The following is a 25,053-nucleotide window of genomic DNA, read 5'->3' on the forward strand; positions in this document are numbered from 1 at the left end:
TTCTCAAAGCGCTTCCGCATCCATTTCACCAGTACGTATACGCACTGCTTGGCTTAAATCGTAAACAAATATTTTTCCGTCACCTATTTTTCCAGTGTGCGCAGATTGAGATATGGCCTCAACAACGTGATCGACATTCTCTGCATGAGTCGCAATTTCAAGCTTAACTTTAGGCAAGAAGTCAACTTTATATTCAGCACCACGGTAAAGCTCCGTATGCCCCTTTTGCCGCCCAAAACCTTTCACCTCTGATACTGTCATTCCTTCTATACCCACATCTGCTAAAGCTTCTCTCACATCATCCAATTTAAATGGCTTTATGATCGCATTAATGATTTTCATCTTACCCTCTCAAGCTGATATACCTTGTAATCAATAATCCAAACAACATGCCAAGTTATTAAGCTCTTAATATATAAATGATTTAAATTATAAGTAGGACAAAAAAACAAAAGGCGCACCATTACAGTGCGCCCTTTTCACAATCATGAGGCAGAAATTAAATACCGTTTATCTACCGAGACTGTAGGAAATCTTGCCATTGTTTAAACAAAGATGAGAAGTCTTGCAGACCACAAGATGCTGTACTCTCACTGTTGTAATAATTCAGCTCACTGTCTTCCAGCAAAACGTCACCATGGCTCAAAACATTCTCCTGCACTGTCACTTCATCCCCTTGAATAATGAGCGATATTTCACATCCTGCATACTTGTGCTCTAGCAGAGGGGAGTACTTTACAGCCTCTAACAACTCGTCCACTTGCTGTATTTTTTGCCTGTCTTTGCCAATTTCTTCTTCAAGCCAGCGGCCAAGGATTTCATGTCCCATACTAGGTTTAACATAGTATTTGCCCATGAGTGTGTTGCGGATAAATTCGAATTCCATCATTTCAGCCTTATACAAGTGTCACGCAGAGTATATAGACAGCGTTTATAAAGCTCAAAAAAAAGCGCCTGTCAGTAACAGGCGCTCACAATGTTAGTACTGTTTTGGGTAATTAAACAGGCTCTTGGAAGATGACTGTATCTGCTTTCTTAGTGTATTCTTCCATCTTGTGAAAGTTCAAGTAGCGATATGTATCAGCTGCCGTCGCATCAATTTGCTTGGCATATTCTAGGTACTCATCCTTGGTTGGGATTTTTCCGAGAATTGCTCCAACCGCTGCCAACTCAGCAGAAGATAAGTAGACATTGGCCCCATTACCAAGACGGTTAGGGAAGTTACGTGTAGACGTTGAGATCACTGTCGCTTTGTCCGCCACTCTTGCTTGGTTGCCCATACACAGGGAGCACCCAGGAGTTTCAATACGAACCCCTGCACGTCCATAAATTCCGTAGTACCCCTCAGCGGTAAGCTGATCTCTATCCATTTTGGTTGGAGGTGCAACCCAAAGGCGGGTATCTAACTGACCACCAAACTGCTCCAATAATTTACCAGCTGCGCGGAAATGACCAATATTAGTCATACATGAGCCAATGAATACCTCGTCAATTTTGGTATTTTGGACATCAGATAGTAAGCGAGCATCATCTGGATCATTTGGCGCACAAAGAATCGGCTCCGTAATCTCAGCCAAATCAATGTCAATTACGTGTGCGTACTCAGCATCCGCATCCGCTTCCATGAGTTCAGGATTGGCTACCCACTCTTCCATCGCTGTGATGCGGCGCTCTATAGTACGGCGATCGCCATAACCTTCAGAAATCATCCATTTCAGCATGACAATATTCGAGTTTAGATACTCTTCAATCGACTTCTGAGAGAGCTTGACTGTACAACCAGCAGCAGAACGCTCAGCTGACGCATCAGATAACTCAAATGCTTGCTCAACGGTTAAGTGTTCAACCCCTTCAATTTCTAGTACTCGACCTGAAAACTCATTTATCTTACCTGCTTTTTCAACTGTAAGTAGGCCTTGCTTAATACCATAATATGGAATGGCATGTACAAGATCTCGCAGTGTAATTCCAGGCTGCATCTCGCCCTTAAAGCGAACCAAAATCGATTCAGGCATATCCAATGGCATGACGCCTGTAGCGGCGGCAAATGCAACCAAACCGGATCCTGCTGGGAAAGAAATACCCAGAGGGAAGCGAGTATGCGAGTCACCACCAGTTCCCACAGTATCCGGGAGAAGCATTCTGTTTAGCCAAGAGTGAATAACACCATCTCCAGGGCGCAAAGATACCCCACCACGGTTCATAATAAAATCTGGTAATGTATGATGAGTATTGACATCAACAGGCTTGGGATACGCAGAGGTATGACAGAATGATTGCATGACCAAATCAGTTGAGAAACCTAAGCAGGCTAGATCTTTCAGTTCATCTCGCGTCATAGGGCCTGTAGTATCTTGAGAGCCTACAGTAGTCATTTTAGGCTCACAGTATGTACCAGGGCGAATACCGTCAACGCCACACGCCTTGCCAACCATTTTTTGAGCTAAAGAATACCCTTTACCCGAATCAGCAACAGCACCTGGTTTACGGAAAATATCTGAAGCTTCAAGGCCAAGCGATTGCCGCGCTTTGTCTGTCAAGCCACGCCCAATGATGAGCGGGATACGGCCGCCAGCACGGACTTCATCAATAAGCACATCGGTTTTCAGACCAAACTCAGCTAAAGTGTCACCAGTCGCATGATTACATACTTTACCTTCGTATGGATAAACATCAATCACATCGCCCATGTTGAGTTCAGATACGTCAACTTCAATAGGTAAAGCTCCAGCATCTTCCATTGTATTGAAGAAGATAGGCGCTATTTTACCACCGAGAACATATCCACCAGCACGCTTATTCGGCACATTAGGAATATCATCCCCCATAAACCACAACACTGAATTGGTTGCCGATTTACGTGACGATCCTGTTCCGACTACATCTCCAACATATACCAACTGATGGCCCTTTTTCTTCAGTGTTTCAATCTGAGCTATTGGGCCGATACTTCCTAGTTGGTCTGGGATAATACCATCGCGCTCGTTTTTCAACATGGCGAGAGCATGAACAGGGATATCTGGTCGTGACCAAGCATCTGGAGCCGGTGAAAGGTCATCCGTATTCGTTTCACCTGTCACCTTAAAGACAGTTAGAGTAATTTTTTTATCTAACTCAGGCTTGGATAAAAACCATTCGGCATCAGCCCAAGACTGCATAATTTTCTTAGCATGCTCGTTACCTGCTTTCGCTTTTTCTTCTACATCATAAAAAGCATCAAACATCAGTAAGGTGTGAGATAAAGCTTTTACTGCAATTGGAGCCAAAGCATCATCTTCAATCAGTTCTACAAGGGGTGCTATGTTATAACCACCTTGCATTGTTCCCAGAAGCTGAGCTGCTTTTTCACGGCTAACTAGAGGGGATTTCACTTCACCTTTAGTCACCGCTGTGAGAAAACCAGCTTTGACATAGGCCGCCTCATCCACACCAGGAGGGATACGATTCTCAAGCAAGTCAAGAAGTACGGCTTCTTCACCTTGAGGGGGATTTTTCAGTAGTTCAACAAGACCAGCGACTTGTTCAGCGTCTAGTGGTTTCGGAACAACTCCTTCATCAGCACGCTCTGCGACGTGTTTACGGTAGGCTTCAAGCACGACTTTTTCCTCTCATTGCGGTTCCTCCGTTATTATTACTATTATTCAAAAGTAACGAAGTGAACATCCTTGGAAACTTGGTTCTCACTAATAACATTATTATCTAAAAACTGTATTAAAGAGACCAAACTTTGGGCGCTAGGATAGCAAAATTAACGATAAATTAAAATCTCATCATCTTGACCAACATAGCAAGTTATAACTAAAGTCCTATGATTTTCTTTACTTTGTTTCCCTATTCGCACACTCTGTTAGTCAATAATTCATACTACTAATTATGGGATAATTATTTAAAACTGGTTCCAATAATAAGATAGAAAGAATCATAGCTCTGCTCCGTCCTGCCGTAACCTAACATAATTGGCCCTACAGGGGAGTCAATGCCGGCAAATATAGACCCTGCACCATACAAGGGTGCTTTATCAGCACTAATACTGGGATCTGACCACACACCTCCATATTCTATTGATAATCCAAGATAAAAAGGCGACGAAAATAGGCCGAAATCATTATCAAACCAACGATATCGATATACTAAACTGCCAAAAATTTTATTTTGACCAATAAGGCTATTTCGAGGGATCCCAGATAAGTTTAAAAAGCCTCCAAGCTCTTTAGGGTTAATAATTAATGCTGAATTTTTACTTTCAACAACACCAACATCCAAATTACCAATTAAAGTGTGGCGGGAAAAACTCTGGGCATAAATCACCTTAGCTCCGTATTCAAGAGCAGTATCCTCATTATGTCCTTCGAATATACTGCCAGTCGTACCAATACTGTCATCATGCGATACGAGGTAATCTAGATCTAAATACAATCCTTTGGTAGGCACACTGAAGCTGTCTAACGTGTCAATACGATAATTTATAAATCCTCCAACACGTTTGTAAGACACATCCCCAAGAGAAGGAAGCGAAGCCAGCTCACCAGTCCCATCAGTGTATCTAACACCAAGTTTAATCCGGCTCCATAATGCATTTTGATAACCCACAGCCCACTCAGTTCCCCATTCATTAAAAGCAATAGGTATATAATCTCGAGTTGCATTCAATGAAGTATCCGTCATTCCTCTACTGGGTAAGTTGACTTTTTCACTGCTGTATGAGGCCGCTATTGTCGTGAACATATCAGTATTAAATAGCAATGGACTGTAAAGTTCTCCTAATACGAGTTTGTCAGACCCCATCTCTACATTGAGTCTGAATTCTGCTCCCAAAGAGTTTAAGTCAGTAAAATTGGTCGATACACCTATTGAATATTGGCTATCCGTATCGAAATCATCTTCCAAAAAGAAGCGGAAGTTGGCATAGTTTGGACCCCATGACTTCTCACGAATATTCAGTACTAAAGAATTTTGATTATCAATTTCTTCATAGCGATAGGTAATAAGCTCAAATCTATCTAATGCGTAAAGATTTTGGATGCTATTTTCAATTTCAGCTGTTGAATAGCGTCTACCCTGATCGAGTTTAAGGTATTTTTTAAGTGCCTCTTCACTGTAATGACTGTGATTATGGATAACAATTTGTTCGACTATTATTTCATCGCCATAGCGAAGTTTTCGCCTAGCATCTTCTTTATGGTCAATGTAGTCCTGATACTCGGATGATGACACGCTATATTGTGCAAGCTTTAGCTTATTGGTGATTGCAGCTTGATAACCTTGCTGAAAAGCAAACGGCATTTTTTCAAATGCAGTTGTTTCCATATCTCCAACTTGAGGTTTAAGGAAAACATCCCTATCTGTCAATGTTTTAGCCTGACGATTTGTTGTACTCCGCACTAGATAATTTGACAACTGATCGGCAACAGTAAATAAGGTTGTAAACTCCTCTTCTTCTCTGTAATCCGTACTGATATCAACAGCGATGACAACATCAGCTCCCAATGCTCTGGCTACATCAACGGGCATATTATTGGTTACGCCACCATCCACTAACAATTGGCCATTAAGCTCATAAGGAGGCAATGCCCCTGGCACAGACATACTCGCCATCATGGCATCAACTAAATACCCATCCCCAATAACAACAGGCTTCAATTCAATAATATCGGTTGCAACAGAGCGATAAGGTATGGCGAGATCATCGAAAGACGTAAACGGTGGTAGGTTACCTGAAGTCTCACGTAAAATTTTCAGCATCCCTTGCCCTTGGACTATTCCCCGAGCAGCATGAACCTCCCCCCAACGCAAGCCTAAATCCGTCGTAAGTTGATACCTATCTTCATATTCTTTATCACGCACACGTCTCTGACTACGATCGACCCTATCACGATAGCCACTGTTCCAGTCCACCGTCGTAATAAAGCTCTCGATCTCGTCAGAACTCATACCCGTTGAATACAAACCACCGACATATGCCCCCATACTGGTTCCAGTAATATAGTCCACTGGAATTTTGAGTTCTTCTAGAGCTTTGAGCACCCCGATATGAGCTGCTCCCTTAGCTCCTCCTCCAGCAAGTACCACTGCGATTTTTGGCCTTTTTACCTCATCAGGTTGTTGAGGCACTGCCGACATAGCGCTTGATAGCGACAAAACATTGATAAGTAAAAAAAACAATACCTTCTTCACTCTCCAATTCCCTTTTAGATAATACGCATGTAACACTTAATGAATTGAGAACTACCAACTGAATAACTTTTTGATCCATTGTGTAGGCTGACTTTCACACTCTTGTTTAAGTCGGTTATCGACATCCCACATAGGGAGTTTAAATGCATTTTCACAATCTAGTTGGAGGCTTCCGTTATCATTATAAGTAAAGCCGAGAGTACTTATTCCTTGCGGCCAAGGTAAAGACAAGGCTTCAGGAATACGATGTTTTAGGTATTCCGCATACACTCTCAATGCACCGCTAGAACCTGTCAATTGGGTCGGCTGGTTATCATCGCGGCCAAGCCAGATAGTCGTCACTTCACGGCCATCAATACCAACAAACCAACTATCACGAGTATCGTTACTAGTACCAGTTTTGCCTGCTAATGCTGCCCAGCCAAATTGACTATTAAGATATCGACCAGTTCCCTCCAATACACCTCGCTTCATTGCATAAGTTGTCAACCAAGCAGCTTGCTGATCAATAGTTTGTGCCGTTCTAGGTAAAGATTGAAATAACACATTGCCCTCTTTATCAACCACAGAGCGCAATGCGGATAACTGAGAGCGCTTACCAGAATTGGTCAATGTTTGATACATTTGCGCCACCTGGAAAGGTGTTAACGTGAAAGAACCGAGGAACATCGAAGGAACAGGTCTAATTTCATTACGATCGACACCAAGCTTGGCAAGTGTATCAATGACATTCGAAATACCCAACTGCATGCCTAATTCAACCGTAGGTACATTTAATGACTTAGCAAGTGCTAAATACAAAGGTACATCACCTCTGAATTTTCGATCATAGTTACGTGGCGACCAAACACTGCCTTTAGAACCTTTTAGGCTAATAGGCTTATCATGCAAAGTAGTTGCTAGATTGTACTTTTGGGGCTGCTCTAAAGCGGTTAAATAGACAGCAGGCTTAACTAGTGACCCAATTTGGCGACTGGCATTTAGAGCACGATTAAAACCATCATAGCCAGTACGTTTTCCTCCAACCATAGCGCGTATTTCACCAGTATGGCGGTCAACTGCAATCGCAGCACCTTCTAAAGATTTACCTGCAACTTGACTCAGCTGAGGTATTTTTCTTGCGATTGCCAACTCAAGTTCCTGTTGTGATACGGGATCAAGAGAAGTAAAGACCCTAAGTCCGACATCAGATTGAAATACGCCCCCTACTTTTTGTTTTAGTTCTATTTTAAGCTGCTGAAAATAAGCTGGCTGACGACTAGCAATTCGAGGATTATCTTGTATATCTAGAGGTCGACTAGCCGCTATTTCATACTGGCTTGCACTTAAAACCCCTTGCTGCATCATCAAACGTAACACAAGATCTCTGCGTTCTTTAGCTCGTTCAGGGTAGCGGATTGGGTTGTAATATGAAGGTCCTTTTACCATACCCACCAATAGTGCAAGCTGATCAATTCTAAGCTCTTGAATAGGTTGACCAAAATACAACCTAGAGGCCAAGCCAAAACCATGAATCGCTTCACCACGGCTTTGACCTAAGTAAACTTCATTGAGATACCCCTCTAAAATACGATCTTTGCTGTATCTATAGTCAATAATTAGCGCCATATAAGCTTCACGTAACTTACGCCACAATGTTCTATCACTAGAAAGGAAGATATTCTTCGCCAACTGCTGAGTCAGGGTACTTCCGCCTTGAACCGTTCTCCCAGCTTTGAGATTCGCTACCATAGCACGAGCAATGGCTAACGGTGATACTCCATCATGCTGATAGAAATCCCTATCTTCCGTCACCAACAAAGCATCAACCATAATTTCTGGAAATTGATCTCTCCTCAAGAACAAGCGTTGCTCATCATGGTCTTTTTCAAGCATTCCCAACATTTTAGGTTCAATACGTAAGTAACCAAGATCAGCAGATTTCTCTAATGATTTAATCTGTTTCAAGCCTGCGGTACCAAAATACAGCATGACATGGCGATCAGGTTCTGGCCCATTAGTAAACTCAAACGGACGGCGAAATAATTCTATCTTGGTGGAGGAGGAAGAATATTCTCCAGGGTAACGAGGGTGGCTAACTTTACGATAATTGAGCACATCCAACTCATTACGTACTTCTTGTATTGATATACTATCACCTGGAGCAAGATTTAGAATCCGTGCATAGACCACAGTAGGTAAATCAAAGAGTTGCCCCTCAAAGCGCTGCCTAACCACGCTATCCAAATACACGCCAACGAATACAATTAAAACCAAGCCCGCCAAGCATACTTTCCAAGAGACACCCCAAAGCATCTTTAACCAACTGCGTTGATTTTTCTTTGAACGCTTACGCTTTACCGATGATGGTTTACGTGGTGATTTGTTACTGGTTTTTGCTTTGTTATTATTCGAAGTTGATTTCTTGCTCATGAGTTTAGTTGCCGCTTAGTTTTTGTCGTCGCCACGTGATTGGCAGGATCATCAGGCCATACATGCTTGGGGTAACGCCCTTTCATTTCTTTTTGCACTTCTTTGTACGCACCAGCCCAAAAGCTTGCCAAATCTCGTGTGACTTGTAACGGATGCTGCGCAGGAGACAATAGTTCCACAAGTAACGTTTTATTCCCCTGCGCTATTTGGGGGGACTCTTGCTCACCAAACATTTCCTGCATCCGAACAGAAAGCACAGCTTCTTGACCGTACTGATAGCGAATCTTTTTTTTCGTCCCTGTTGGTAAGACGAAATACACAGGTAACCATTGATCTATTTTCTGATTTAGTGGCCAAGAAAGATAGGACATTAACGCTGGTTCAATATCGATGGTTTGCATTGCCTTTAATGAAGTAACTCCAATTAAGTACGGCTCCAGCCACTGCTCAAGATTTTCTAATAGTTCGTCTTCAGTCAGGTCCGGCCATGAATAATCAGGTAACCAATCGGCAGCACAACGAATCCGTTCCAACGTTTGCTTACTTTTCTCCGACCAGTTTAATACACCTAAGCCTTTGCGTCTTACATAGTTGAGTAAAGCTTGAGTGATTTTTTTTGCTTCAGGACTTGGTAGAGCCACTCTCTCAATGACCAAGCGACCAATACATTTTTGAGACTCAGCTTTCAAGCGCCCTTTCGCATCATCCCAATCAATACTTTCTTGAGTAAGGAAAAATTGATGACACCATTTCTCAAGTATCACCAATTGCAGCTCTATCGCTAAAAAAACCCGAGAAGAACCTGTATGACCACGCATAAGATCGGCAATAACTATATATTCTGATGTTTCTAGTCCATCGTCATTACTCATCTCTGCTCCATGGCCGTTAGAAAGCAAAAACTGACCGACTTGCCCTTTACGCAATTGTGCTATTCGGTCTGGAAATGCAGTGGCCAACATAACTGCAACTAGAGACTCATCGATAAAAGAATGTGAAAAGTTGCACGAGAGTTTGCGCGCTAAGGCTAAACCTCGCTGATAAACAACGTTCTGCTGAGCATGTACCCCTCGCTTAAAACGATCAACCGAATGTAAAAAATTCACACAATCCCGCTCTGGCGTTTCCAACAATGCAGCGACTGCGGGTGCCGTATCTTGCCATGATTGTACTTTTGAATAGGTCAACATTGCTGCAATTCTTGGTTCTACCCCAAGTTCACAAGCCAACTTGCCTTGTGGGGTTAGCTGATATTTGCTATCCAATAAACCAAGCCGAATAAGTAACTGTTTTGATTGTTCAATAGCCCCCTTTGGAGGAACATCAAGCCACTTTAAGTCCGTTGGTTCAGTCGTCCCCCATTGCACTAACTCAAACGTTAAACTCAATAAGTCTGAAGAAATAATTTCTGCGGAAGGAACCTCTGGCTGCTGTTTCATTTGGCTCTCAGAATACAGCCTGATACAAATACCTGGTTCTAGTCGCCCCGCTCGTCCAGCTCTTTGTTCTGCCGATGATTGAGCAATACGAATTTGCTCAAGCTTAGTGACTCCATTTTTAACATCAAACTTCGCAGTTCGCTGCAAGCCAGAATCAAGCACAATACGTACACCTTCTATCGTTAAGGAGGTTTCAGCGATATTGGTGGCTAACACAACTTTACGTCGACCATTAGTAGAAGCTTGAATAGCGGCCTGCTGCTGCTTAACGTCCAGTTGCCCATACAAAGGGCAAACATCTACATTTTCCGGCAAGCCTGTTAAACTCTGGGCAACACGTTTAATAGCAGCCATACTGGGAAGAAACGCTAATATTGATCCTATTTCTTTACTTAGCAAAAAATGGATTTGTGCCACCATAGCGTGTTCATAGCTCTGGTTTAGCTTTAAAGGATGGTAGCGATATTCAACCGGAAAATGTCGACCTTGGGACTCAATATATATCGCGTCAGGCATCAATTGACTAAGGGCATCTTGGTCCAATGTCGCTGACATAATTACTAACTTCAAATCACTTCGCAATACGTCCTGAACCTCCAGAGAAAACGCCAAAGCTGTATCAGCATGAATACTACGTTCGTGAAACTCATCAAAAATTAGTAAAGAGACGTTGGTGAGCTCAGGATCAGTTTGGATCATGCGGGTTAAAACCCCTTCAGTGACAATCTCTAGCTTGGTGTTAGCGCTCACTTTAGATTCCCCTTTCACTCGATAACCAATGCGTTGGCCGAGCTTTTCTCCAAGCTGCTGAGCAAGATAATAAGCAATGTTACGTGCAGCCAAGCGTCTAGGTTCTAGCATGATGATCTTTCCATCAACTAGATTTTCAGCCAATAACTGTAATGGGAAATAAGTCGATTTACCTGCACCAGGAGCAGCCTTAAGGATCACTTGGGAGTGAGTTCGAATACCAGATAGTAATTCTGGCATCACGCTCTCTATGGGAAGCTGTGACAATTGAAAAGCCTTATGATGTAATAATGTAAATATTGTACATAAATCCAGCCTCAAATGAAGTTTGAACCTCAATTACAACCCGCGGTATTGATTAAACGCTACAAACGTTTCCTTGCCGACATTCATTTACCCAATAATGAAGACATTACCATACACTGCGCGAACACTGGCGCTATGACAGGCTGTGCAATGACTGGAGATACAATTTGGTATTCAACCTCTAGCAATCCCAAGCGTAAATATCCACATAGCTGGGAGCTAACCCAAACCAATAAAGGTGACACAATTTGCGTGAATACTGCTAGAGCAAATCAACTCGCAGTAGAAGCGGTAGAAACAGGCATAATCCACGAGCTAACAGGCTACGAACAACTCAAAACAGAAGTTCGATATGGTGATGAAAATAGCCGGATTGATATACTGCTCATGTCATCAAATCGACCTAACTGCTATATAGAAGTGAAAAGCGTGACTTTACTTGATGAGTTCAATCTAGGTCAGGGATACTTTCCCGATGCAGTAACCACTCGTGGACAGAAGCACCTGAGAGAGCTCACAAAAATGGTTCAAAATGGATACAGAGCAGTACTTTTATTCACAGTTTTGCATTCTGGTATTGAAAAAGTCTCTCCTGCACACCATATAGACCCACAATATTCAAAATTATTGAAGAGTGCGCAAGAACAAGGCGTAGAAGTACTGTGCTATACCGCACAACTATCAAACACTGAGATGAAGCTGACAAAATCTATCCGTTTCATCAGTTAAGAGAAAAAATGGTGTCATCTTCACATTGACAGCAAGTTTACTCTACAGAGTTTGCCTCACTTTGTTCTTTTTGCTATAGATAGCCGCCTTAAAATCCAACTGCTAGGCAGTGGATTAGGTGTAAGTAGGAGATGCTGCATGTCAGAATCGAAAAAAAAAGCGCTAGGCATCCTAGCCATTGCAGGGGTTGAGCCATATACAGAGAAAGCTGGTGAAGAGTACATGTCATCAGATCAACTGGCTCATTTCACAAAAATTTTGACAGCGTGGCGTAACCAGCTCAGGGAAGAAGTTGATCGCACCGTGCACCATATGCAGGACGAAGCAGCAAATTTCCCTGATCCTGTTGATCGCGCATCTCAAGAAGAAGAATTTAGCTTAGAACTCCGTAATCGAGATCGAGAACGCCGTCTTATTAAGAAAATTGAAAAAACACTCAATAAAATTGAAGAAGACGATTTTGGTTTCTGTGAGTCTTGTGGGGTTGAAATTGGTATTCGTCGTTTAGAAGCCCGTCCTACTGCTGATCTTTGTATTGATTGTAAAACTCTGGCGGAAATCAAAGAAAAGCAGATGCAAGGTTAAGTGTGAAAACAGCACTAATTACAGAGGGAGCCTTGGCTCCCTTTTTGATTTGATATATTAGATTTTTAAGATGACTTATATTGGCCGTTTTGCTCCATCTCCTTCAGGACCTCTGCATTTTGGTTCGCTTGTCGCGGCTTTAGGCAGCTACTTTCAGGCAAAATCTCAGCAAGGAAAATGGCTGGTACGTATAGAAGATCTCGACCCCCCAAGAGAAGTCATTGGATCGGCAGATTTAATTTTGCGTACTTTAGAAGCCTACCATCTATATTGGGATGGAGAAGTCATCTATCAAAGTCAGCGCCACTCTCTTTATCAGGCGCAACTAGAACACTGGCTCGCATCAAAACAAGCGTATTACTGCCAATGCACTCGTAAGCAAGTGAAAACCATGGGTGGATATTATGATGGTACTTGCCGTCATCGCACAAAAAGTGATATTAATAATTGCTCGATTCGCTTAGTCATGACGCACCCAGTCGAGTCATTTATAGATAGTAAACATGGCCAATTAGCTATCCCTTCTCAACTTGCTCACGAAGATTTTATTGTTAAGCGAAGAGACGGTTTGTTTGCCTATAACCTGGCTGTTGTTATTGATGATATCGCTCAGGGAATTACTGAAGTAGTACGTGGCGCAGATTTAATTGAGCCTACAGGTAGACAAATCAGTTTGTACCACATTCTGAATCAGCAGCCCATTGACTACATTCACCTCCCTTTAGCCTTAGATAATCTTGGCCAAAAACTGTCCAAACAAAACCATGCTCCTTCGCTCAATCTTAAACACCCTAAACCTGATTTAATAAGTGCTATGCGGTTTTTAGGTTTTGATATAAATAAAGAAATTGAGCAGTGTAATGTAAGTGAGATCATTGATTGGGGTATTGCAAACTGGAACATGGAACAAGTACCAAATACAACTGAAATAACACCGCGATTCTCAAATAGCTCACTGTAGGCTATTATTAGCCGCGAAATGAGCCCTAACGACGCAAACGGAACCATAAGCCAGGCCCAAAATAGGCACACTCGAGTACTGGTGATGAGAGCCGCCAGAAATACGAGTAATTTATAAACATGAATAAAAACAATCAAACACCAAGCAAAAGCGATGTATATCCAGAACTATCTCTGGATGTCATTACACGACAAGAACATAATATTTCTCGTAAACATATCAGTGACAATGCATTGAAGGTGTTATACCGACTCCATGGCGCAGGCTTTGAAGCCTACCTTGTTGGTGGCGGCGTACGAGACTTATTGCTAGACCAAAGACCAAAAGATTTTGATATAGCGACAAATGCAACCCCTGAGCAAATTCGTCAGTTATTTAAGAACTGTCGTCTCATTGGCCGTCGCTTTAGGCTTGCACATATCATGTTTGGCCGCGATATTATCGAAGTCGCTACTTTTAGAGGTCACCACCAAGAGAGCAGTAAAAATATTTCTCAACAATCCAAAGAAGGGATGCTGCTTCGCGATAACGTTTATGGAACCATAGATGAAGATGCAGAACGTCGCGATTTCACAATAAACGCCATGTACTACAACATTGGTGATTATGCTATTCATGATTATGCAGGCGGACATGGAGATCTTGAAGAACGGTTAGTTCGTTTGATTGGCGATCCTGAAACACGTTATCGTGAAGACCCAGTTCGCATGCTTCGTGCTGTTCGCTTTGCCGTTAAATTAGACTTCGATATTGAAGAAGACACTGCCGCCCCCATTGAAGAAATGTCTCAACTTTTACGAGACATACCATCGGCACGACTGTACGAAGAGTCTTTAAAAATGTTGCAATCAGGCTTTGGTTTGGAAACCTACCACCTGATGCGTGAATACAATCTATTTCAACAGTTGTTTCCTACTATTGCTGAGGACTTTACTCAAGACTACTCTTCCAAAACTGAGCAAATGCTTGACTTAGTTTTAGACTCTACTGATATCCGAATTGAAGAAGGCAAACGCATAAATCCAGCATTCATGTTTGCTGCTATGTTGTGGTATCCCCTTCTAGCGCGTGCTGACATGTTAATGGCAAAACGTAAGCTTTCAGATTACGACGCTATTATGGAGGCAAGCAATTATATTCTTGACGAACAAGTTCGTACCATTGCCATACCTCGTCGCCATACTGCGACTATTCGAGAAATTTGGCAATTACAGCTCCGAATGCCCCGTAGAACTGGGAAACGTGCTTTTCGCTTAATGGAACTTAACAAGTTTCGTGCAGGCTTCGATTTCCTTGAAATGAGAGGAGAAGTCGAAGCAGATGAAACTCAGCAGCTGGCACAATGGTGGCAAACATTCCAAAATGCGGGGCGTGATATGAAACAAGCGATGGTTTCTGATTTAGATTCAGATACACCAGAACAAGGTAAGAAACGTCGTCGCAAGCCATCTCGCAACAAAAAGAACAAGGTTTCGCCCTCATGAGTACGGTTTATGTCGCTATTGGCAGTAATCTATCTGAACCAGTAGCTCAAACAAAAAGTGCCATTAATGCACTCAAGCAATTACCAAAATCTGAGTTCAAACGAAGCTCCATGCTATACACTAGCACGCCAATGGGGCCACAAAACCAACCAGATTACATAAATGCCGTCGTCGAAATTCAAACAGAATTAACACCTATTGAACTACTCGACTGCACACAAGCTATTGAGCTAGAACAAGGGCGAGTTCGTAAAGACGACCGCTGGGGGCCCCGAACCCTAGATTTAGATATCATCCTTTACGGCAATGAGGTGATTAATTCCGAGCGTTTGACCATTCCTCATTACGGGATGAAAGAACGTGAATTTGTGCTTTTCCCACTCGCTGAAATCGCACCAAATATAACCCTCCCATGTGGGAGCAGACTAGAAGACTTAGTCTCTATTGTCTCAAAAAATGGTCTGCGTATTTGGCAATCATAGCCAACTCCTTAAAGGTAAAATCATGAAAAAAGTCACTATATCTGACCTGATGAAATGGAAGCAAGAAGGTCGTAAATTTGCGACCTCTACTGCCTATGATGCTAGCTTTGCTCAATTATTTGAAAGTGAAGAAATGCCCGTCCTTCTTGTTGGAGACTCCTTAGGAATGGTTCTACAAGGCGCTCCTGACACCTTACCTGTCACAATTGAGGATGTGGCCTATCATACTCGCTGTGTACGTACTGGTAGCCCTAATTGTCTTTTAATGGCTGACATGCCATTTATGACCTACGCCACACCTGAGCAGGCCTGTGAGAATGCAGCTAAGCTAATGCGTGCAGGAGCAAACATGGTCAAAATTGAAGGAGGTGATTGGCTAGTCGAAACAGTAAAAGTATTAACAGAGCGTGCGGTACCTGTTTGTGTTCATCTAGGTTTAACTCCGCAATCGGTGCATATTTTTGGTGGTTTTAAAGTTCAAGGACGTGACCAAGACAAAGCTGAACGTATCGTTCGCGATGCCATTGCTCTACAGGAAGCAGGAGCTCAAGTTATATTATTAGAATGCATTCCTAGAGACCTAGCAGCGCGTATCACAGATATATGTGATGTACCCGTTATCGGTATTGGTGCAGGCAATGCTACAGATGGCCAAATACTCGTCATGCACGATATGTTCGGAATATCAGTTAACTATATGCCTAAATTTTCAAAAAACTTCCTTGCTGAAACAGGAGATATGCGTAAAGCCGTCGCCATGTATAAAGACGAAGTTGAAAGTGGTATTTTCCCTAGCAATACCCACACAATTGCGTAAGGACTTAAAGATGCAAACTTTTGCCGAGATTGCCACATTACGTGAGCAAATTAAGCAGTACAAACGCGACGGTCGAAGCATCGCTTTTGTACCAACAATGGGTAATTTGCACGAAGGCCATCTAACATTGATGCGCAAAGCCCGTGAACATGCTGATGTTGTTATTGTCAGCATCTTCGTTAATCCCATGCAATTTGATCGCAGTGATGATCTCAGTAATTACCCAAGAACACTTGAAGACGATCTCAACAAGTTGGGGAATGAAGGTATTGAACTGGTCTTTACTCCAGACCCAGAAGTTATCTACCCCAACGGAATAGAAAAACAGTCTTTTATTGATGTACCTGGCTTATCTAATATCCTTGAAGGCGTCTCTCGCCCAGGTCACTTTCGCGGCGTAGCAACCGTAGTGACAAAGTTATTCAATATTGTTAATCCTGACGTAGCACTTTTTGGTGAAAAAGACTTCCAACAGCTAACTATCATTCAAAAAATGACCACAGACTTAGCAATGGACATCAAAGTAATCAGCGTTCCTACAGTTCGTGAAGTTGATGGCCTTGCCATGAGTTCACGTAATAATTTGTTAACAATGGATGAACGTCAGCGTGCACCTGTTTTAGCGCGAACTATGCGCTGGATAAGTAGTGCAATACGTGGCGGACGTGATGATTATGCATCAGTCATTGAAGATGCCAATGACCAACTTCGTGCTGCTGGGTTACAGCCCGATGAAATCTTTATCCGTGACTCTCAAAATTTAGCAAGTGTGACAACTGAGACAACTCAGGCAGTGATCCTGATGTCAGCGTTTTTGGGCCAAGCTCGCCTTATCGATAACCAAGTTGTAGATCTTACAGTTGAAACAAAAGAAGAACTAATTTCAGAGCAATCTTCAGAAATACCTGAATAGACAGGCAAGATTAACCTGAATAAAGTCAAGCCTTGATCTTATTCAGGTTAATAATTTTATCTTTTATTCTAACTTCTCAAACCAATTCCTTTTGACACCAAATAATGTGCAATCGCATAAAGTACGATAACGAATACCGTCAAAACACTGAATGATGTAGCAATACTTACGTCAGAAATACCTAAAAAACCGTAACGAAAACCATTGACCATATACACAATTGGATTGATTTTTGATACCCATTGCCAAAATTCAGGTAGTAAACTAATCGAATAAAAAACCCCACCAAGATAAGTAAGGGGAGTCAAAACAAAGGTAGGTATTATAGAAATATCATCAAATGTTTTTGCATAAACCGCATTGATTAAACCACCAAGAGCAAATACAACTGAAGTCATGAACACTGTCATAATAATTACCCCCCAATGGTCAATCTGAAGATCAACAAACAAGAGGGAAACTAAGGTTACGATTAGGCCAACCAATAGTCCACGAGTGACGCCTCCCATAACAAAGCCAATGATAATCACATAATTAGGCACGGGAGCAACCAATAACTCTTCAATATTTTTCTGAAATTTAGCACTAAAAAATGAGGAAGCTACATTAGAGTATGAATTGGTGATCACTGACATCATAATCAGGCCTGGAACAATATACTCCATATAACTGAACCCTCCCATTTCACCAATTCTCGACCCAATTAAATTACCAAAGATAATAAAATATAACGTCATTGTAATAGCGGGCGGGACCAAAGTCTGAACCCAAATACGGGTAAACCTATGTATCTCTTTACTCATGAGACTACAAAACGCAGTCCAATATAGGCGGTACATATTACTGTCCCCCTTGACGAACAATATTGACAAAAAGCTCTTCCAACCGATTAGCTTTATTTCGCATCGATAACACCTTAATTCCCTGAGAGGTTAACTGACTAAAAATGGTATTCAGCCCCTGACTCTTTTCAATTTCAATTTCGAGCGAGCCATTTTTTACATTCTGACTAGTTACACCATCCAACTGAGGTATTTCAACCCCCTCTTCTAAGTCGAGAATAAAAGTTTCCACATGAAGTTTATTAAGCAAAGATTTCATCGTCGTATTTTCGATCAGCTCACCTTTACTAATAATGCCAATATTACGACACAACATCTCAGCCTCTTCGAGGTAATGTGTCGTTAGAATGATTGTGATCCCCTGCTGATTTATCTGTTTAAGAAACTCCCACATAGAACGACGTAGTTCAATATCAACGCCCGCAGTAGGTTCATCTAAAATCAATAGTTTAGGCTCATGAATTAAGGCCCTAGCTATCATTAGTCGCCGTTTCATTCCACCTGATAGGTTTCGAGCCCGTTCACTTCTCTTATCCCACAACTCAAGTTGGGTTAGATATTTTTGAGCTCTTTCCTTAGCAAGCTCTCGGGGCACCCCGTAATAACCCGCTTGTTGAAGGATAATCTGCTCTACTGTCTCAAACGGATTAAAATTAAACTCCTGTGGAACCAAACCAAGATGTTGCTTAGCTAATTCAAGACTTTGATCCATATCAAAACCAAACACTTTCACTCTTCCAGATGTCTTGTTAACTAGAGATGAGATCACTCCTATAGTCGTTGACTTACCAGCACCATTGGGTCCAAGAAGGGCAAAAAAATCTCCTTGAGTAACATTCAGGCTAATACCTTTTAAAGCCTCAAATCCCCCCGAATATGTTTTGTGAAGCTGTTCTATTTCTAATGCGTACATAGTATCCACTGTCATTAATAAGGCTAATTGCATATTTCAGTTAAGGTTTTCTTTAAGTAGAAGCGTTGATTACGACAAAACATAGCCAACTTACCCAATACCACCACTACTAAAATGAGTTTATCTTTGAATTCAAGCTTACACAATAAATATTTCGGTCAATCTGGAAATATAGAATATTAATCTAATTACACTATATGAAATTCCATAATCCCCTCAATTACAACTGGGAATATTAGGGCTGACTGGGACATCAGATGAGTTAATTATCGTGATAATTTGACGAGAACGAGGACCCAAGATTGTGTATAGTGGGATAATGTTCGTTAAGGAATAATTGTAAAATGCCGGAAATAAAACAGCTTTTTGAAAACAACTCAAAGTGGTCTGAATCCATTAAGGCTGAGCGACCAGAGTACTTTACAAAACTAAAAGAAGGACAAAATCCTGATTTCCTATGGATTGGCTGCGCAGATAGCCGAGTTCCAGCGGAACGCCTCACAGGTTTATATTCTGGTGAACTATTTGTACACCGAAATGTTGCAAACCAGGTGATTCATACTGATCTAAATTGCCTGTCAGTAGTACAATATGCAGTTGAAGTTCTGAAAGTAAAACACATTGTTGTCTGTGGCCACTATGGGTGTGGTGGCGTCAATGCCGCAATTGATAATCCTCAACTGGGCCTAATCAATAATTGGCTATTACACATTCGTGACAACTACCGTAAATACAAAAACCACATTGAGTCTCTGCCACGTGATCAGTGGGGTGATAAATTATGTGAAATTAATGTCGCTGAACAAGTCTATAACTTGGGCAACTCAACTATTTTACAAAGTGCTTGGGAACGTGGTCAAGAGATAGAAATCCACGGCGTTGTCTATGGTATTGGAAATGGTAAATTACAAGATTTAGGGGTACGTTGCTCTAATCGTGATTCTCTAGAGTCAAGTCACCAAGAAGCTTTAAATAACATTTTATCTTCGCCAGTACTTGGTTAAAAAATCGACCACTAAAAGCCCTGTCATGCATGAAGCTTTCTCATGAAGTTAGACATTTCATCTAATCAGGGCTTTAGTTAGCTCATCTAAGCAGCCGAAGGTTTACTCTTGCGGTATAACCTTGCCAATATAAGGTAAGTGACGATAGTTTTGCGCATAATCGATACCGACGCCAACTACAAACTCATCAGGAATAGCAAAGCCAACCCAATCTATAGGCACTTCAACCTCACGGCGTGAAGGCTTATCCAAAAGAGTACAAATAGAAATCGACTTAGGCTCACGTAAAGATAGTATCTCGCGTATTTTGTTGAGGGTGTTTCCTGTATCGATAATATCTTCGATGATCAACACATCTTTACCTTTGATATCATCATCAAGATCTTTCAAAATTCTAACATCACGAGAACTTTCCATACTATTTCCATAGCTAGATGCTGTCATAAAATCGACTTGATGAGTTAATTCAATTTTTCTCGTCAAATCAGCCATAAAGACAAATGATCCTCGCAGTAAGCCAACTAATACTAAATTTTCACTACCTTGGAAATAGGTTGTAATTTCTCGACCCAATTCACTTACCCTATCCTGAACCTTTTGTTCAGAAATCATTACTTCTATTGTATGCTTCATATCAACCTCATTTTTCATTTAATGACAATTCATCAGGCAAGGAATTAACGACCAACCTAAGGTTTATGCACATATTTTATCATCACTATCTCATAGGTAAAACGTTTGCCTGATTAAAGGCTGCAATAAATATATGCAACTACATGATCTCCAGCACGGTATTAATAAAAATGATTATTAAATAAACTGAAATCGTTGACCTAATTGATATGCACCATTACACTCATACCTGCGAAAGCAATAATAATATTCTAATTAGGGCATAAGCCCATATATACAACTCAATTGGCAAGGAAATAAAACTATGGATTCTATAGCTAAAAGACCGCGTACGCGTCTATCCCCACAAAAACGTAAGCAGCAACTAATGGAAATTGCATTAGAGGTGTTTGCTCGTCGTGGTATTGGCCGAGGCGGTCACGCTGACATTGCAGAAATTGCACAAGTTTCTGTTGCAACAGTATTTAATTACTTCCCTACTAGAGAAGATCTGGTAGACGATGTATTAAACTACGTTGTACGTCAGTTCTCTAACTTCCTCTCTGACAACATTGACCTAGACATTCACGCTAAAGAAAACCTACGCAACCTAACTTCAGCCATGGTTGACCTAGTCGTCAATGACTGTCATTGGCTTAAAGTCTGGTTCGAGTGGAGTGCATCAACGCGCGATGAAGTATGGCCACTATTTGTAACGACAAACCGTACTAACCAGCTTCTGGTTCAAAACATGTTTATCAAAGCAATTGAACGAGGCGAAGTCTGTGATATTCATGACCCCGCAGATTTAGCAACCCTGTTCCACGGCATCTGCTACTCACTATTTGTACAAGCAAACCGTACTCAAGATGATGATTCAGTTAACCGTCTAACACAAAGTTATCTAGACATGCTTTGTATCTACAAATAAAGCACTGACTGAAATGAAAGCCGCGTATCAATGATAGGCGGCTTTTTTATGCTCTCCTGATTTTAAAACATAAAAAAACCGCTGAAATATCAGCGGTTTTTTATTTAAATGTAAGAAAAATATTATTTCTTTTTCACTGCTTTCTTATTCGGTAAATCGGTAATAGATCCTTCGAAGACTTCAGCAGCTAGGCCAACTGACTCATGCAGAGTTGGGTGAGCATGGATGGTTAATGCCATGTCTTCAGCATCACAGCCCATTTCAATGGCTAGACCAATTTCACCAAGTAGTTCACCACCATTTGTACCAACAATAGCACCACCAATCACGCGATTAGTTTCTTTATCAAAAATCAGCTTGGTCATACCGTCAGCACAATCGGAGGCGATTGCACGACCAGATGCCGCCCAAGGGAAAGTCGCCACTTCGTACTTAATGCCCTCTTCTTTTGCTTCTTTTTCAGTTTTACCTACCCAGGCAACTTCTGGCTCGGTGTAAGCAATAGAAGGAATAACCTTAGGATCAAAGTAATGTTTCTTGCCAGCAATAACTTCAGCAGCAACATGCCCCTCATGCACCCCTTTATGGGCAAGCATTGGCTGACCAACGATATCGCCAATAGCAAAAATATGGGGAACGTTTGTGCGTAACTGCTTATCAACATTGATGAAACCACGCTCATCTACTGCAACTCCAGCCTTTTCAGCGTCGAATAATTGGCCATTAGGTACACGACCGATTGCCACTAGAACAGCATCATAGCGCTCTGCATCAGCCGGTGCTTTTTTACCTTCCATTGACACATAAATACCATCATCTTTCGCTTCAACCGCTGTCACTTTTGTTTCAAGCATTAAAGTGAACTTATCTTTAACACGTTTAGTGAACACTTTAACAATATCTTTATCCGCCGCAGGGATGACTTGGTCAAACATCTCTACAACATCAACTTTTGAACCAAGAGACTGGTAGACGGTGCCCATTTCTAGTCCAATTATGCCACCACCCATAACTAATAACTTTTCTGGCACTTCTTTTAATTCTAGTGCATCAGTCGAGTCCCAAATACGAGGGTCATCATGTGGAATAAATGGTAGTTTGATAGGACGAGAGCCAGCCGCAATAATCGCATTATCAAAGTTGACTAACGTAGATTCACCTTCACCTTCAACCTGAATTGAGTTAGGTCCAGTAAATTTACCGTAACCACTAACAACAGTCACATTACGCATCTTAGCCATGCCGCTAAGACCACCAGTTAGCTGATTAACAACTTTCTCTTTCCAAATACGAATTTTATTGATGTCTGTTTGTGGCTCACCAAATACAACGCCATGATCCGACATCGCTTTAGCTTCTTCAATTACTTTAGAAACGTGAAGAAGCGCTTTGGATGGGATACAGCCTACGTTAAGACATACGCCACCAAGAGTGCTGTAACGTTCGATAAGTACGGTTTCAAGACCTAAGTCTGCACAACGAAATGCAGCGGAGTAACCAGCAGGACCAGAACCAAGTACAACAACTTGGGCTTTAATTTCTTTGCTCATTTTGACCTCTTGTAGTCATTATCCCTAACAGGCGAGTGGGTATTGATTCTTATGTTTAAGAGTGGTTAGTTTAAACCATTATTTCAGACCGCCAACAGTTTACAGAGATGTTAATGGTGTGAAAAGCAATTCCAGTTAGCCTGTGAGCTAGTCAGCAATTCAGTAAGGAAAATTTTTATTTTACTCAATTGCCACGCATTTATATCAACAGAGGCGGCGTAAATCGCCGCCTCTAGGTTAGTAAATTTGGTTAAAGAACCAAACGACGAATGTCTGACAGACATGCATTCAAGTAGGTGATGAAACGTGCACCTTCAGCACCATCGATAACACGGTGGTCATATGACAGAGACAAAGGTAATTGTAGACGCGGTTCAAAGTCTTTACCGTTCCATACTGGCTTCATTTCAGATTTAGATACCCCAAGGATACCCACCTCTGGTGCGTTTACTATAGGTGTAAATGCTGTACCGCCAATTCCGCCAAGGCTAGAAATGGTGAAACAACCGCCTTGCATGTCTGCCGCTGTTAGCTTGCCAGAGCGTGCTTTCTTAGAAACAACCATTAGCTCTTCAGATAGATCGTAAATGCCTTTTTTGTTCACATCTTTGAAAACAGGAACAACAAGACCGTTTGGCGTATCTACCGCAATACCCACGTTTACGTACTTTTTAAGAATGATGCTTTCGCCATCTTCAGAAAGAGAAGAGTTAAACGATGGGAATGCTTCAAGCGCTTTAGCAACCGCTTTCATGATGAACACAAGCGGTGTGATCTTCATCCCAGTGTCTTTCTTCGCTTCGATTGCGTTCTGCTCTTTACGGAATGCTTCTAGCTCAGTGATGTCTGCGTTGTCCCACTGTGTAACATGGGGGATCATTACCCAGTTACGGTGCAGGTTAGCGCCAGAGATTTTCTTAATCTTAGAAAGCTTCTGAACTTCAGTTTCACCAAACTTACTAAAGTCAACTTTTGGCCATGGTAGTAAACCAAGAGCAGATCCGTCGCCGCCTTTACCAGATGCAGTAGCACCAGACTCAAGACGCTTCAGCGCATCTTTAACGTAAGACTGAACGTCTTCTTTAAGGATACGGCTCTTACGACCCGTACCTTTAACCTTAGAAAGGTTAACGCCAAATTCACGAGCAAGACGACGCACCACTGGAGAAGCGTGCGCGTAGTCACCGTTCTCTTGAAAATCACCAGTTGCTGCTGGCGCTGCGGCTTCTGCTTTAGAAACAGGTGCCGGAGCTGCTGCTTGTACAGAAGCTGCAACAGGAGCGGGAGCCGCGCCTTCAACAACGAACGTCATGATTAAAGAACCTGTTGACACTTTGTCGCCAGCGGTAATCTTGATTTCTTTTACTGTACCAGCGAATGGGGCAGGCACTTCCATTGAAGCTTTGTCACCTTCAACAGTAATTAGAGATTGCTCTTCTTCTACTGTATCACCAACCGCTACCATGATTTCAGTCACCTCGACTTCGTCGCCACCGATATCAGGAACGTTCACTTCTTTCTCAGCTGAGGTTGCTAGAGGCGCTGCAACTGGTGCCGCTACTGCAACAGGAGCCGCTGCAACTGCGGCGCCAGAACCAGCCACTTCAAATACCATGACTAGAGAACCAGTAGATACCGAATCACCAGAAGCGATTTTGATTTCTTTAACCACACCAGCGAATGGTGCAGGTACTTCCATTGAAGCTTTGTCGCCTTCAACTGTAAGAAGGGATTGTTCTTCTTCTACAGAATCACCGATAGCAACCATGATTTCAGTGACTTCAACTTCATCACCGCCGATATCTGGGACATGAACTTCTTTAAGCTCGGCTGCCGCTGTAGGAACAGCTGCAACAGATGCCGCCGCTTCAACTACTGGGGCAATAGGCGCCGCTACAGCACCTTCTGCTTCAAAGATCATAATAAGAGAACCAGTAGAAACAGAATCGCCTTCTGCAACTTTGATTTCTTTAACGATACCCGCTGTCGATGCAGGCACTTCCATAGAAGCTTTATCGCCTTCAACTGTTATCAGAGATTGCTCTACTTCAACCTTGTCACCAACGCTTACAAGAATTTCAGTAACTTCAACCTCATCCGCACCGATATCTGGTACATTAATTTCGATTGCCATTTCTTATCTACCTTT

The 25,053-nt window shown here is 42.0% G+C and carries 20 protein-coding genes; 9 read left to right on the forward strand and 11 right to left on the reverse strand.

The genetic code is table 11. The features are described from left to right. Nucleotides 1-3: 3 nt before the first annotated feature. From KO511_RS06550 to hrpB, 6 genes are all read right to left on the reverse strand, one after another. Nucleotides 4-342, reverse strand: coding sequence for a P-II family nitrogen regulator (locus KO511_RS06550; protein ID WP_215986666.1), 339 nt, complete (start codon nt 340-342; stop codon nt 4-6). 172 nt (nt 343-514) lie between these two features. Continuing rightward, nucleotides 515-886, reverse strand: coding sequence for a YacL family protein (locus tag KO511_RS06555; RefSeq protein WP_215986714.1), 372 nt, complete (start codon nt 884-886; stop codon nt 515-517). 112 nt (nt 887-998) lie between these two features. After that, nucleotides 999-3,596: a bifunctional aconitate hydratase 2/2-methylisocitrate dehydratase gene (acnB, locus tag KO511_RS06560; RefSeq protein ID WP_215986667.1), complete on the reverse strand. Its 2,598-nt coding sequence runs from the start codon at nt 3,594-3,596 to the stop codon at nt 999-1,001. Nucleotides 3,597-3,882: 286 nt separating this feature from the next. After that, nucleotides 3,883-6,120 (reverse strand): patatin-like phospholipase family protein, encoded by a 2,238-nt coding sequence (locus tag KO511_RS06565; protein WP_215986715.1) that lies wholly within the window; start codon nt 6,118-6,120, stop codon nt 3,883-3,885. Nucleotides 6,121-6,225: 105 nt separating this feature from the next. Beyond that, nucleotides 6,226-8,586, reverse strand: coding sequence for a penicillin-binding protein 1B (mrcB, locus tag KO511_RS06570; RefSeq protein WP_215986668.1), 2,361 nt, complete (start codon nt 8,584-8,586; stop codon nt 6,226-6,228). After that, complete coding sequence (gene hrpB / locus KO511_RS06575; RefSeq protein WP_252724264.1) at nt 8,583-11,015, reverse strand: ATP-dependent helicase HrpB; 2,433 nt, start codon at nt 11,013-11,015, stop codon at nt 8,583-8,585. Before hrpB ends, mrcB begins: the two co-directional genes overlap by 4 nt. Before the next feature lie 81 nt (nt 11,016-11,096). Between hrpB and sfsA the strand changes: the two genes are divergently transcribed. From sfsA to panC, 7 genes are all read left to right on the forward strand, one after another. Beyond that, entirely contained in the window at nt 11,097-11,810 is a 714-nt protein-coding gene (gene sfsA / locus KO511_RS06580) for a DNA/RNA nuclease SfsA (protein ID WP_215986670.1), read from the forward strand. Nucleotides 11,811-11,948: 138 nt separating this feature from the next. Continuing rightward, the gene (gene dksA, locus KO511_RS06585) at nt 11,949-12,395 is read left to right on the forward strand and encodes an RNA polymerase-binding protein DksA (protein ID WP_125319678.1); all 447 of its coding nucleotides are present in this window, start codon (nt 11,949-11,951) and stop codon (nt 12,393-12,395) included. Between the two features lie 70 nt (nt 12,396-12,465). Continuing rightward, entirely contained in the window at nt 12,466-13,356 is an 891-nt protein-coding gene (gene gluQRS, locus KO511_RS06590; protein WP_215986671.1) for a tRNA glutamyl-Q(34) synthetase GluQRS, read from the forward strand. 113 nt (nt 13,357-13,469) lie between these two features. Continuing rightward, nucleotides 13,470-14,840, forward strand: coding sequence for a polynucleotide adenylyltransferase PcnB (pcnB, locus tag KO511_RS06595; protein ID WP_215986716.1), 1,371 nt, complete (start codon nt 13,470-13,472; stop codon nt 14,838-14,840). Continuing rightward, nucleotides 14,837-15,322 (forward strand): 2-amino-4-hydroxy-6-hydroxymethyldihydropteridine diphosphokinase, encoded by a 486-nt coding sequence (folK, locus tag KO511_RS06600; RefSeq protein WP_215986672.1) that lies wholly within the window; start codon nt 14,837-14,839, stop codon nt 15,320-15,322. The genes pcnB and folK overlap by 4 nt, the downstream gene beginning before the upstream one ends. Before the next feature lie 22 nt (nt 15,323-15,344). Next, the gene (gene panB / locus KO511_RS06605) at nt 15,345-16,139 is read left to right on the forward strand and encodes a 3-methyl-2-oxobutanoate hydroxymethyltransferase (protein ID WP_215986673.1); all 795 of its coding nucleotides are present in this window, start codon (nt 15,345-15,347) and stop codon (nt 16,137-16,139) included. Nucleotides 16,140-16,149: 10 nt separating this feature from the next. Then, nucleotides 16,150-17,052 (forward strand): pantoate--beta-alanine ligase, encoded by a 903-nt coding sequence (panC, locus tag KO511_RS06610; RefSeq protein WP_215986674.1) that lies wholly within the window; start codon nt 16,150-16,152, stop codon nt 17,050-17,052. 68 nt (nt 17,053-17,120) lie between these two features. Here the strand turns inward: panC and KO511_RS06615 are convergent, their stop codons facing one another. After that, nucleotides 17,121-17,891, reverse strand: a complete 771-nt coding sequence (locus tag KO511_RS06615; protein WP_215986675.1) for an ABC transporter permease — start codon at nt 17,889-17,891, stop codon at nt 17,121-17,123. A 1-nt stretch (nt 17,892) separates the two neighbouring features. Beyond that, nucleotides 17,893-18,807: an ABC transporter ATP-binding protein gene (locus tag KO511_RS06620; RefSeq protein WP_215986676.1), complete on the reverse strand. Its 915-nt coding sequence runs from the start codon at nt 18,805-18,807 to the stop codon at nt 17,893-17,895. A gap of 344 nt (nt 18,808-19,151) precedes the next feature. Between KO511_RS06620 and can the strand changes: the two genes are divergently transcribed. After that, on the forward strand, nt 19,152-19,811 hold the full coding sequence (gene can, locus KO511_RS06625) for a carbonate dehydratase (RefSeq protein ID WP_215986677.1): 660 nt from the start codon (nt 19,152-19,154) through the stop codon (nt 19,809-19,811). A 102-nt stretch (nt 19,812-19,913) separates the two neighbouring features. On the opposite strand, the gene hpt is transcribed toward can, so the two are convergent. Beyond that, nucleotides 19,914-20,444: a hypoxanthine phosphoribosyltransferase gene (gene hpt / locus KO511_RS06630; RefSeq protein WP_215986678.1), complete on the reverse strand. Its 531-nt coding sequence runs from the start codon at nt 20,442-20,444 to the stop codon at nt 19,914-19,916. Nucleotides 20,445-20,748: 304 nt separating this feature from the next. Between hpt and KO511_RS06635 the strand changes: the two genes are divergently transcribed. Beyond that, entirely contained in the window at nt 20,749-21,354 is a 606-nt protein-coding gene (locus KO511_RS06635; protein WP_125319686.1) for a LuxR/HapR/OpaR family quorum-sensing transcriptional regulator, read from the forward strand. A 122-nt stretch (nt 21,355-21,476) separates the two neighbouring features. On the opposite strand, the gene lpdA is transcribed toward KO511_RS06635, so the two are convergent. Both lpdA and aceF read right to left on the reverse strand, forming a co-directional pair. Beyond that, nucleotides 21,477-22,904, reverse strand: coding sequence for a dihydrolipoyl dehydrogenase (gene lpdA / locus KO511_RS06640; RefSeq protein ID WP_215986679.1), 1,428 nt, complete (start codon nt 22,902-22,904; stop codon nt 21,477-21,479). Nucleotides 22,905-23,154: 250 nt separating this feature from the next. Further along, nucleotides 23,155-25,038 carry a pyruvate dehydrogenase complex dihydrolipoyllysine-residue acetyltransferase gene (aceF, locus tag KO511_RS06645; RefSeq protein WP_215986680.1) on the reverse strand — a complete coding sequence of 628 codons (1,884 nt, stop codon included), beginning with the start codon at nt 25,036-25,038 and terminating at the stop codon, nt 23,155-23,157. Between the last annotated feature and the right edge of the window lie 15 nt (nt 25,039-25,053).

It is taken from the genome of Vibrio hepatarius (genome assembly GCF_018860525.1).
Lineage (GTDB): Bacteria > Pseudomonadota > Gammaproteobacteria > Enterobacterales > Vibrionaceae > Vibrio > Vibrio hepatarius_B.

Bases quoted from the DNA above. Each gene is read 5' to 3' on its own strand.
- folK (WP_215986672.1), top strand. From the start codon at position 14,837: ATGAGTACGGTTTATGTCGCTATTGGCAGTAATCTATCTGAACCAGTA.
- KO511_RS06565 (WP_215986715.1), bottom strand. From the start codon at position 6,120: ATGTCGGCAGTGCCTCAACAACCTGATGAGGTAAAAAGGCCAAAAATC.
- panB (WP_215986673.1), top strand. From the start codon at position 15,345: ATGAAAAAAGTCACTATATCTGACCTGATGAAATGGAAGCAAGAAGGT.
- KO511_RS06555 (WP_215986714.1), bottom strand. From the start codon at position 886: ATGGAATTCGAATTTATCCGCAACACACTCATGGGCAAATACTATGTT.
- hrpB (WP_252724264.1), bottom strand. From the start codon at position 11,015: ATGCCAGAATTACTATCTGGTATTCGAACTCACTCCCAAGTGATCCTT.
- sfsA (WP_215986670.1), top strand. From the start codon at position 11,097: ATGAAGTTTGAACCTCAATTACAACCCGCGGTATTGATTAAACGCTAC.
- lpdA (WP_215986679.1), bottom strand. From the start codon at position 22,904: ATGAGCAAAGAAATTAAAGCCCAAGTTGTTGTACTTGGTTCTGGTCCT.
- KO511_RS06635 (WP_125319686.1), top strand. From the start codon at position 20,749: ATGGATTCTATAGCTAAAAGACCGCGTACGCGTCTATCCCCACAAAAA.
- KO511_RS06615 (WP_215986675.1), bottom strand. From the start codon at position 17,891: ATGTACCGCCTATATTGGACTGCGTTTTGTAGTCTCATGAGTAAAGAG.
- panC (WP_215986674.1), top strand. From the start codon at position 16,150: ATGCAAACTTTTGCCGAGATTGCCACATTACGTGAGCAAATTAAGCAG.
- mrcB (WP_215986668.1), bottom strand. From the start codon at position 8,586: ATGAGCAAGAAATCAACTTCGAATAATAACAAAGCAAAAACCAGTAAC.
- gluQRS (WP_215986671.1), top strand. From the start codon at position 12,466: ATGACTTATATTGGCCGTTTTGCTCCATCTCCTTCAGGACCTCTGCAT.
- dksA (WP_125319678.1), top strand. From the start codon at position 11,949: ATGTCAGAATCGAAAAAAAAAGCGCTAGGCATCCTAGCCATTGCAGGG.
- KO511_RS06550 (WP_215986666.1), bottom strand. From the start codon at position 342: ATGAAAATCATTAATGCGATCATAAAGCCATTTAAATTGGATGATGTG.
- aceF (WP_215986680.1), bottom strand. From the start codon at position 25,038: ATGGCAATCGAAATTAATGTACCAGATATCGGTGCGGATGAGGTTGAA.
- KO511_RS06620 (WP_215986676.1), bottom strand. From the start codon at position 18,807: ATGTACGCATTAGAAATAGAACAGCTTCACAAAACATATTCGGGGGGA.
- hpt (WP_215986678.1), bottom strand. From the start codon at position 20,444: ATGAAGCATACAATAGAAGTAATGATTTCTGAACAAAAGGTTCAGGAT.
- can (WP_215986677.1), top strand. From the start codon at position 19,152: ATGCCGGAAATAAAACAGCTTTTTGAAAACAACTCAAAGTGGTCTGAA.